This window comes from Streptosporangium sp. LJ11 (genome assembly GCF_051918945.1).
Taxonomy (GTDB): domain Bacteria; phylum Actinomycetota; class Actinomycetes; order Streptosporangiales; family Streptosporangiaceae; genus Streptosporangium.
The window spans coordinates 240,404-251,026 of sequence record NZ_JBPXMB010000014.1 but is presented as its reverse complement, the minus strand read 5'-3'; the positions used below and the strand labels follow the sequence as shown (position 1 = coordinate 251,026).

Annotated in this window: 5 protein-coding genes and 1 tRNA gene; 3 read left to right on the top strand and 3 right to left on the bottom strand. The window is 69.8% G+C overall.

The features are described from left to right. Positions 1-831: 831 nt before the first annotated feature. A complete protein-coding gene (gene ftrA / locus ACTOQ3_RS22070) occupies positions 832-1,890 on the bottom strand; it encodes a transcriptional regulator FtrA (protein WP_440085231.1) in 1,059 nt (352 codons plus the stop codon). A 153-nt stretch (positions 1,891-2,043) separates the two neighbouring features. On the opposite strand from ftrA, the gene ACTOQ3_RS22065 reads away from it, so the two are divergent. Next, on the top strand, positions 2,044-2,523 hold the full coding sequence (locus tag ACTOQ3_RS22065) for a rhodanese-like domain-containing protein (RefSeq protein WP_440085230.1): 480 nt from the start codon (positions 2,044-2,046) through the stop codon (positions 2,521-2,523). Positions 2,524-2,654: 131 nt separating this feature from the next. Here ACTOQ3_RS22065 and ACTOQ3_RS22060 read toward each other — a convergent pair whose 3' ends face one another. Next, positions 2,655-4,427 carry an asparagine synthase-related protein gene (locus ACTOQ3_RS22060; protein WP_440085229.1) on the bottom strand — a complete coding sequence of 591 codons (1,773 nt, stop codon included), beginning with the start codon at positions 4,425-4,427 and terminating at the stop codon, positions 2,655-2,657. 343 nt (positions 4,428-4,770) lie between these two features. On the opposite strand from ACTOQ3_RS22060, the gene ACTOQ3_RS22055 reads away from it, so the two are divergent. After that, positions 4,771-6,327: a YfbK domain-containing protein gene (locus ACTOQ3_RS22055; RefSeq protein WP_440085228.1), complete on the top strand. Its 1,557-nt coding sequence runs from the start codon at positions 4,771-4,773 to the stop codon at positions 6,325-6,327. A 228-nt stretch (positions 6,328-6,555) separates the two neighbouring features. Then, positions 6,556-6,628 (top strand) — tRNA-Ala (locus ACTOQ3_RS22050). A 227-nt stretch (positions 6,629-6,855) separates the two neighbouring features. Here the strand turns inward: ACTOQ3_RS22050 and ACTOQ3_RS22045 are convergent. Next, positions 6,856-10,497, bottom strand: coding sequence for a CARDB domain-containing protein (locus ACTOQ3_RS22045; RefSeq protein ID WP_440085227.1), 3,642 nt, complete (start codon positions 10,495-10,497; stop codon positions 6,856-6,858). Positions 10,498-10,623 lie beyond the last annotated feature (126 nt).

Sequence of the window (10,623 nt, the reverse complement as noted above, 5' to 3'; positions counted from 1 at the left end):
GGTCCTGCGGGTCCCTCGGGTCCGGGTGCGCCGTCGGCGCCTGCCGGTCCTGCCGGTCCCTCAGGTCCTGCGGGTCCTTCAGGTCCGGGTGCGCCGTCGGCGCCTGCCGGTCCAGCGGGTCCCTCAGGTCCAGTCGGCCCTTCCGGTCCGGGTGCGCCGTCGGCCCCGTCTGCGCCTGCGGGACCTCGGGGGCCCGTCAGGCCCCTGGGGCCTGCGGGACCAGCTGGGCCCTGAATCCCGTCAGGGATCCGGCAAAGGAAGATGGGCAGACCCAGCCACCTGCACAGCGGGATGTAAACCGCATCGCTCGCGGTCGGCTGCAACCCGCCATGGATGATCGTTCCGGTGGCTACGGCGTCCCTGCTGCGGATCACGGTGGGCAGGGCGACGAAGTTCGTGCAAATGCTGGAGAGCACCACGGGGCAGGGGTCACCCTGCACGATTCCAGTGGGTTGGATTCCGTTGTGACGAGCCAGCGCCGAAATCTGAAGTTGCGAATCGGCTGAAACTGGGACAGGGGAGTGCAAAAGAAGGACGGCCCCGGCGAGCGCGCCGCCCGCAAGGGTCCGTTTCATGAAAGTAGACACGTGCGTTGTCTCTCCCCTCCTATTGAGAGAAAACGCTGTGCGGCCATTCTTGGAGTGTCCGGGGGATAGGCAGGAGAAGTGTGGTTCGAATCCAGAATGGAAGCTTGATGGAGGGTGCGCGTTTCTTTGCGTTCCGCAGATTTGGGTCTCTTTATAAGAGATTAATGGTACTCTTGTCCTGATTAGTCGGATAAGCGAACCACGGTGAGATAAAGGGTAAATTACGCTAAGGAATTGTTTCGCGCTAAAGTTCCGTGGCCGGATCCGGTGCCCTGGTTCGGTGCCCGGTTCCATGCGGGCTCACCTGGCCGGACGGTGCTGTCGAGGCGCGGAAGGCCCGCCGGTAGGCGGAGGGGGAGGTGCGCATCGCCCGGGTGAAGTGGTGGCGGAAGGTGGCCGCGCTGTCGAAGCCCACCGCGGACGCGATCTCCTCCACCGAGACGGAGGTGGACTCCAGCATCGCCAGGCTGGCCGTGACCCGCTGGGAGATCACCCACCGCAGCGGGCTCGTTCCGGTCTGCCGCCCGAAGTGCCTGATGAACGTACGCCGGGACATGTGCGCGGCCTCGGCGAGGGCGGCGATCGTGATGGGTTCGGCGAGGTGCTCCAGCGCCCAGGTCATCGCGGCCGCCATGGCGACGCCGTCCTCCACCGGGGTGACCGCGGCCTGGATGAACTGAGCCTGCCCCCCATCCCGGTGCGGGGGGATGACGAGTCTTCGCGCGACCTCGTTGGCCACGCCCGGCCCGTAGTCCTTGCGCACCAGATGGATCAGCAGGTCCAGCCCCGCCGCGCTGCCCGCGCTGGTCAGCACGTCCGCGCCGTCCACGTAGAGCACGTCCGGATCGACTTTGACCCGCGGGAACCTCCGCTGGAGCAGGTCCGCGTACCTCCAGTGGGTCGTCGCCTCCCTGCCGTCCAGCAGTCCCGCGGAGGCCAGCGCGAACGCTCCCGAGCAGATGGACACGATCCGTGACCCTCGGTCGCGGGCCCTCCGCAGTGCCGCGACCACCTCGTGAGGGACCTCGCCGCGGACGTCCGCCACCCCGGGCACGATCACCGTGTCCGCGGACGCCAGCACGTCGAGGCCGTGCTCCACCCGCATCGTGAACCCGCCCGTGACCCGCAGGTCGGTGCTGCTCTCGGCACAGACCGACAACTCGTACCAGGGGATCTCCAACTCGGGGCGGGCGATGCCGAAGATCTCGACCACGCAGCCCAGCTCGAAGGGAGACATGCCGTCGAAGGCGAGCACGGAGACGGTGCGGCGCGTGACGCGGGGCACCGGCGACGGGACGAACATGGCGAGATATTAGCGATAAGCGGCATTCGTGCCACTGTCGGCACTGGCATCGCGACCGGCACCATGCCCGGCCCGGACATCATGGCGGCACCGTCGCCCCACCGCGGTCCTCGCTCCACCGCGGCCCCCGCCCTCTTACCCGAAAGGTCGCACATGTCTGTCAACGCTTGTTTCTTCTCCGCCGTCACCGCGACACCCGCAGCGGGGAACGCCGACGCGCTGGCGCACTTCGCCGCCAGGCTGGCGTTCGAGACCGACGTGTCCGACGTCGCCGCCGACCTGGCCGCCGGGGTCGGCGACATCGTCGTCGTCGACTCCCGGAGTCAGGAGAGCTGGGATCAGGGCCACGTCCAGGGAGCCGTCCACCTGCCCACCGCGCTGATCGCCGCCCGCGCCCGCTCGGTCGTCCCCGCGGGGATGACCGTGGTGACCTACTGCTGGGGGCCGGGGTGCAACGGCGCCACCCGCGCCGCGCTGGAGTTCGCCGGACTCGGTTACCCGGTCAAGGAGATGCTCGGCGGCTTCGAGTACTGGGCCAGGGAGGGCTTCCCCGTCGAGACCGCCGCGGGGGTGTCCCGCCGCCCCGTCGACACCCTGACCGCGCCGGCCTCCGGCATCGCCTGCGCCTGCTGACGTCACTCCGCCAGGCGGCGGGCGTACGCGGTGGGGACATGCCGATCACGGCGGTGAAGTCGCGGGTGAAGTGGGACTGGTCGCTGTAACCGAGGTCGGCGGCCAGCCGCGACCGGTCGGTGGCCCCCCCGTCACGACGGGATGGGGATGTGGACCCTCGGCAGGCCCTGGGGCTCCTTGCCCGGGTACTCGCCACCCAGCATGGTGGCCACGGTGTAGAGGTGCCAGGCCTGGTTGGGCTTCTTCAGGACGGGCTCGGCGAACAGCTTGCGTACCTCGTCGGGCCTGACGATGGGCGCCAGCAGGTCCAGGCGGCCGAGGACGTGGTCGCGCATCAGGCCGGTCAGCTCCACGCCGGGACTGGTTCGCCAGTTCCAGCCACCGCCACCGGTCTTCGGCGCGGTCAGTACCTGCGGCCTGCGCTGCCAGGGGTAGTAGCGCCTCCCGACGCTGAACCGCCACGGCTTGCCCTCGACCGGGATGTCCCTGAGCGAAGGGGCCAGGACACCGAGCAGCTCGTAGATGACCTCCTCCGACAGCCGCCAGGTCTGGTCGAGACCCAGCGCGGCTCGGACCACCCGGTTGTCGAGGAACGGCCAGATCTGGTCGCCCCTGCGCAGCGAGCCCGCCCGCGCCCCCGCGTGCCAGCGACCGACCTTGTAGGAGATGTACATGTGGTCGAGCGCCTCCAGCGGAGCCCGCTCCCGCCAGGGCCCGGCCAGCCCGCGGGCGTGCTCGTTGGCCTCCTCGGTGAACAGCGCCGGGTCCCGCAGGAAGGTCACGTCCACCCGGCGGTGCAGCGCCTTCTCGCTCAGGTCGGTCTGGAGCAGCAACAGGCCCCCGGCCCGCAGGATCTCCCCGCTCTGCCCGGACATGGTGGGCTTGGCGCTGTAGGGGAGGTAGCCGACGATCGACTCGTACGCCGATGTCATGCCCTCGCAGGCCCGCAGCGTCTCGTAGGCTCGCGCGAGAGGGTGCTCGACGACGATCGCGTCCTTCTTCTCGGCGCGGGCCGGGGGGATGACGGTGTGCTCGACGCGGAGCGCGCGGGCGACCCGCCCGGCGATGATCACGTCGGGGTGGGTGTCCAGGCCGTTGGTGGTCGCGCGCAGCGGGATACCGGCCGCGTGCAGTGTCGCGGCGATCAGGCGGCTGTCCCGGCCGCCGGTGAGGGCCAGGTTCACCGGCTCCCCGGCCGCGCGCAGCGGCTCCACCGTGGCCAGCAGCGCGCTCGCCAGCTCGCCGACCAGCTCCTTCTTCTCCCTGCGCGACGTGGGCGCGGGCACGGCGGAGGGGAGCGGGGTCGTGGTGATCGTACGGCGGCCGCCCCTGACGGTCACCGACGAGGACGGCGGCAGCGCGCTCACCCCGCGGTAGGGCGTCTCGTCCGACAGGAAGTATCCCTGCCTGACCATCGACTGCAGCGCGAGCACGTCCCACTCGACCCGCTCGCCGCCGCCCGCGAGGTGGACCAGCAGCGCCCGGCTGCCGATCACGTGCACGTCGGGGGTCTCGGCGTAGTAGACCGGGCAGACCCGGTGGATCGCGGTGGCGGCCGACAGCTCGTCCTCGGTCGCCCGGAACGCCGAGAAGCACCCGCCGACCGCCTCGGTGTCCAGGACCGGCATGCCCGCCAGCCGGTTCACGTCGTCAGGCACGGCCAGGTAGCCGTTCACCCCGGTCACCCGGTCGTGCCCGGTCTCCAGCAGGGGAGGCTGCCGCGAGTCGTCCGGCTCGTTGGTCCAGGCGAACATGGCGATGCCGGGACGGTGCCACTCCCGGGATCTGATGACCTCGGGCGGTACAGGGAACGCGCTGTCGATGGCGCCCCTGACGGTGTGCAGCATCGTCTCCGGTATACCGGCCTCCGGGTGTTTGGCCGCGAGGCCGAGATACACGCGCATGGTGCAGGATCCTATGCCGCGTTTTTTCAAGACAGCTGTGAGTCCGGCCGAGGGCATGACCGTCGTGAACGAGATGCTGTCACGCGCCGTCACCGGCGCGGCCGTGACCGACTTCGTCGCGGGGATGGCACCGCGGGGACGGCAGACGGCAGTCATCGGGGAGGAGATGCCCGTGGCGGAGGACGCCTCGCTGTTCGAGCGGGCACTCGGGCTCGGCGGGCGGGACCCGGCCTGGAAATTCTCATCACGCGCCGAACACGGTTTGCGCTCGCTTGGGTCAAGCTCCCGGCGGACCGGAGGGAGGAGTCGTCGTAGGGGATGACCCGCATCCCTAGGAGGCGACATGAAGTCACGTCCGCTCGCCATCGTTCTCGCCGTCCTCGCCCTGTTCGCCCTGATGTTCGCCGCCGCCTGCGGCGGTTCGGGCGCCGTCGAATCCGCAGGCCAGCCGATGCCCGAATCCGGGAAGGGGATCCCGTCCATGCCCCCGGACGGCCGTCCGCCCGGCGCCGGAGAGGACACCGCCGAGACCGAGTCCGAAGCCCGGGCCACCTCCGGGAACGAAGACCCCCGGGCCGAGGCCGCCCGGCGGCGCGACACCTCCGCCGAGCAGATCTCCACCTTCGCCCTCGACGTGGACACCGCCTCGTACGGCTACAGCAAACGGGCCCTCGACGAGGGCAGGCTGCCGGAGGCGGGTCAGGTCAGGCCGGAGGAGTTCGTCAACTCCTTCGCGCAGGACTACGCGGAGCCCAAGGACGACGGCTTCACCGTGCACATGGACGGCGCCCGCACGCCGGGGAACGGCACCGCGCTGCTCCGCGTCGGCCTGCAGACCCGCGGGGCGAGCGCGGAGGCCCGACGCCCGGCGAACCTCACCTTCGTGGTGGACGTGTCCGGCTCGATGGACGAACCCGGCAGGCTCGACCTGGTCAGGGAGGCTCTGCACAAGCTCGTCGACCAGCTCGGGCCCGGCGATCACGTCTCCCTCGTGGCCTTCAGCGACCAGGCGGACGTCGTCCTCTCCATGACCCCGGCGACCGAGAAGGAGGAACTCCACGCCGCCGTCGAGCGCCTCGCCATCCAGCAGTCGACGAACCTGGAGGCGGGGCTGACCAGCGGCTACGCCGAGGCCGCGGCGGGTTTCAGGCCGGTGGCCGTCAACCGTGTCATCCTGCTCTCCGACGGCCTGGCCAACGCCGGCGACACCACCTGGCAGGGCATTCTCGACCGGGTCGCGGACGCCGCGGGCAAGAAGATCACCCTGCTGTGCGTCGGCGTCGGCCGCGACTACGGTGACGAGCTGATGGAGCAGCTCGCCGACAACGGCGACGGCGCCGCGGTCTACGTCAGCTCCGTCGACGACGCGCGCAAGGTCTTCGTCGAGCAGCTCGCCACCAACATCGACCTGCGCGCCCGCGACGCCAAGGCGCAGGTCGTGTTCAACCCCTCGGCCGTGGAGTCCTACCGCCTGATCGGCTACGAGAACCGGCAGATCGCGACCGAGGACTTCCGCGACGACAGCAAGGACGGCGGCGAGATCGGCCCCGGCCACTCGGTGACGGCACTGTACGAGGTCCGGCTGCGCGGCGGGGCGGCGGGACAGCTGGCCACCGCCACCGTGCGCTGGCAGGATCCCGACACCCGCGACCCCGCGGAAGCCGCCCGTTCTCTGGAGGCGGGCGACCTGGCGGCCTCGCCGTGGGAGGGGCCCACGCCGAGGTTCCAGGTCGACGTGGTGGCCGCGGGCTTCGCGGAGTATCTCCGCACCGGGGAGGGGATCGCCGGAGCCGAGCCCGACGACCTCGCCGCCCACGCCACCCGCCTGGCCGCGTCCACCGAGGACCCGGCGGTGACCGAGCTCGCCAAACTGATCGAGAAGGCCGCGTCGCTCCGGTAGGCGCCCGCACCCGCGTCGCCCGTACGCGCGAACCATGATCGGGTGGGCCGGCTCCCCGTGAGCCGGCCCCGTGGGAGGTCCGTGCCGCCGGTCCCGTGCCGGCGACCGGACCGTGAGCGGGGACGGGGGTGAGGGTGGGGGCGAGGGCGCCCACGGTTACAGGGTGCGGGGTGATTTCCTATACACTGGCGTGGTCGCCGGGCCGAGCCCGGAGACGGTTACACCCGAGGGGCTATGGCGCAGCTGGTAGCGCGCCTCCATGGCATGGAGGAGGTCTGGGGTTCGAATCCCCATAGCTCCACTTCGGTGAATGGGGTCCGCTGTTCGCAGGTAGAAAGCCTGCTCCCGGCGGGCCCCTTCGTCGTTCGTCCGGAGGGATCGCGGCGGGATCGGCGGGATTCACCGGCATCGGCGCGACCGGCCATGAGCGTGCCCCCCAGGTGTTTCCCGGGGAGCACGCCACATGGCCGGTCGTCTTTCAGGCACCGGCCCCCGGATGAGGGGGCATCGGGGCGTGCACCGGAAGGATCAGTTGCCGGTGATCACGAAGGTCGTCCCCGGCTGCCTCACGATGTTGCCGTCGGCCGAGTTGGTGATGGTCACGTTCGTCAGGATCGCGTTGCCGCGGGCGCCGCTCATGGCCAGGATCCCGGCCCCGTTGTTGGACTTGTCGATCTTCACGTTGGTGATCGCGACGTTCGGCATGTTGCCGCCGCCCGTCTTGAACTGGATGCCGTCGTAGGTCGAGTCGGAGATGTCGGTGTCGCGGATGGTGACACCGGTGATGTCGCTGCCCTGCGGGAACAACGTGATCGCCCCGAACTCCTGGTCCTCGTTCCAGAAGGCGCCACCCGTGCGGTACAGCCCGTTGTTGGCGAGCAGCGTGGTCCCCGAGAAGGGCAGGGGGCTGTGGTCGGTCGCCAGCATGATGCCCGGGTAGTTCATGGTGTCGTAGATCAGGTTGTTCTCGGCGGAGTTGTCGTAACCGCCGTAGATCGCGATGCCGTTCGCCCGCCAGGGCAGCTGGATGGTGTTGTTGACGAAGTGGTTGTCGTGCGTGTTGTCGACGACCCGGTCCTTCACCGCCTGGTTGGCCCAGATCGCCAGGGCGTCGTCACCGGTGTTGCGGAACGAGGAGTTGAACACCCGCGAGTTCCGCGTGCCGTTGGTGAAGTTGATGCCGTCGGCGTAGGTGTTGCGGATGCGCATGCCGCTGAACAGCAGGTTGTCGCCGGGGCCCCACAGGGCCGGGATGTTGTCGTAGTCACGGCCGACCCAGGCACCCACGTTGGCGTGCTCGATCCACACGTTGGTGATCTTGGTGTTCTCGCCGAACCGGCCGTTCAGGCCCACCCCGCCCTCGTCGTTGCCGTCTCCGCCGCGGATGCGGCCCGAGCCGAAGATGGCGATGTCGGAGATCTGGGTGTTGCTGTCGATGTCGAAGCCGAAGTTGCCCTCGTGCGGGTGGTTGATGCCGCCCACCACGTCCTGCGGCTCGGTCAGGGTGTACAGCTGGGAGTGCCACATCCCCGCGCCGCGGATCGTGACGTTGCTGATGCCCACCTGGTTCCACTGACCCCGGTTCAGCGGGTCGTCGGTGAGGATCTTCTGCTCCTGGCGCCACTGGCCCGCCGGGATCCACACGCAGCTGATGACGCCGTTCTGGTCGTCCGTCACCGCCCGCTGGATGGCGGCCGTGTCGTCGAGGCCGTCGTTGGGGACCGCGCCGTAGTTCGTGATCGAGGTGCAACCGGCCGGCTGGCTCGTCGGCGGCGCCACCTGCTCCAGGTCGATCAGGTCGATGACGTAGAACGAGGCCGTGTCGCCCGCGTCGCGCTGCAGCTTGAACTTGGTGCCGGCCGGGTAGCTCTGCGAGAGCAGCGCGTTCGACTCGTCGAACAACCTCCGGGCGTCGCCCTGGGGGGTGTTCGTCAGCGCCTCGGGGCCGTCGGTGTTCCCGTACAGCCAGCTGTGGCGCGACGAGAGGGTCAGCTTCCTGGAGAAGGTGCCGTTGATGTAGAGGCTGATGGTGGCTTCGATGCCGCCGCCGCCCGCCGCGTCGGGGATGGAGTTGCGGACCACGATCGAGTTGGCGGGACTGGTCGAGGTGAACTCGACGAACTGCCCGGTGCTGTTCAGGCGCACCGACTTGCGGCCCGAGGACTCGGTGGCGAAGTTGGTGTGCCCGAAGGTGCGCAGCGGGTCGGTCTCCAGCAGGGTGCCCTGGTAGCTGGCTGACTCGGCCTCGTACTCGACGTACGGGACGGCCGCGCCGCGCCCGACCACGATCGACTGCGAGAACGTGTTGTTGTTCTCGTTGGTCTCGGTGACGGTGTTGGTCGCGTCGGCGGTGGCGGTGATGGTGGCGCCGCCGCTGGTGGCGGTCCAGCTCCCGCTGACGGCCACGTTGGCCGTCGCGCCCGCGGCGATCGACGCGGTGTTGCCGTTGAGCGTGGTGCCGCCCACGACCACGCGGGTGACCGTGGTCGCGCCCGAGGCGGCGGTTCCCCGGTTCTTCACCGCGACGGTGAACGTGACCGGCGCGCCGACGGCCGGGTTCTGTGGGCTGGAGGTGACGCCGAGGACCTGCAGGTCGGGGCCGGGAGCCTGGGCGACCACCAGCGGCGACGACGCGGTGAGGGTGTTGTTGCCCTCGTTCTGCTCGAAGACCGTGTTGTCCGCGTCGACCCTGGCGCTGACCGTGTAGCTGCCCTCGCTGCGGGTGCCGATGTTGTGGGTCACAGTGGCGGTGGCGTTGGCGGCCAGTGCGGGGACGGCGACGGCGCCGACGAGGGTGCCGTCGAGGTTGAGGTTGACGCTGTCCGTGGGGGAGGCGGCGTTGCCCGCGTTCCTGACCGTGGCCGACAGCGTGATCGCGCCGGCCTCGCTCGGGGACGCCGGGGTCCACGAGAGGTTCGTGACCGTGAGGTCGGGGTTCGGCGCGGGGACGCCGAAGACCTGGAACTCGGCGACCTGACCGCCGGGCGCGCCGCTGTTGCCGGTGAACCTCAGCTGCACGTCGGCGACGGTGGCGCTGAGGTTGATCGTCACCGTGTTGCCGGAGGCCGGGTTGAACGTGTAGTTCTGCGCCGACACCAGGTTGGTGTAGCCCGTGGCGTTCTGCTCACGGCCCAGGACCTGGATGTTCTGCGTGCGGGTGCCCCACGCGGAGTCGGGGTTGAGCTTCACCACGACCGAGCTGACGCCGGCGTTGGCGCCGAGCCTGGCGGTCAGCGTGTTCGGGAACGCGCCGGAGTTGGCCTCCCAGTAGGTGGCCAGGTTGTTGTCGTTCGCGTTGGCGGCGACGAACGAGTGCACGTGGCCTGACGCGACCATCTCCTTGCCGATGGCAAGGTTCGAGCCGGGGTCGCCGGTGCCGTTGCGGGTCACGGAGTTGCTGTTGGCCGACTGGTTGCCCGCCGCGTCCTTGGCCCGCACGAAGTACGTCACGGTCGCCGACGCCGGCTGGTTGTCGGTGTAGGTCAGCACGTTGCCGACACTGCCCCGCAGCTGGTTGTTGGCGTAGATGTCGTACCCGGTGACGCCCACGTTGTCCGTGGAGGCGCTCCAGGCCAGCCTGATCTGACCGGTGGCCGGCTGGGTGAAGGCGAGGTTGCCGGGGGCCGACGGGTTCTGGTCGTCGCCGCCGGTGGCGGCACCGTAGATCTCGAACTCGGAGATCTGCGCGGCGGGCCAGCCGGTGTTGGCGGTGATGTCGACACGCCAGTAGCGGTGGGTCGCGGCGCCGAAGTTGATCGTGACCGTGTTGCCGGTCGCCGGGTTGAACGTGTAGTTCGCCGAGGCGACGACCGTGCTGAAGGTGTTGCCGTCGGCGCCGCCCTGGACCGAGAGCGTCTGGGTGCGTGTCTGCCAGACGGTAAGCGGGGGCAGCTTCAGGACGATCTGGTCGACGCTCGTGGCGGTGCCGAGGTCGATCCGCGCCCACTGCGGGAAGCTGTTGTTGGCGCTTTCCCAGTAGGTGGACTGGTTTCCGTCGTTGATGGCGGACACCGCTTGCCCGCCCGTGGAACTGCTCGCCAGGGTCGCCTTGCCCGGCGACAGATTGGGTCCGGCCGCGGCGGAGGCCGGGATGACCGACCCCACCATGAGCAGGCCGGCGGCGGCGACCATGGTCGCCACCAGCCGTAACGGTCTGTACAGCATTCTCATTCGCGCTCTTCTTCTCTCGTCGGGCACGGCAGGGCCGAGGCGTGAAGGCTGCGCTTTCGCCGCCTTCACCGCGCACGTAATGGGGGGCAGGTGCACGACGCAGTGCATCCCTGGAGAGTTGCGAGG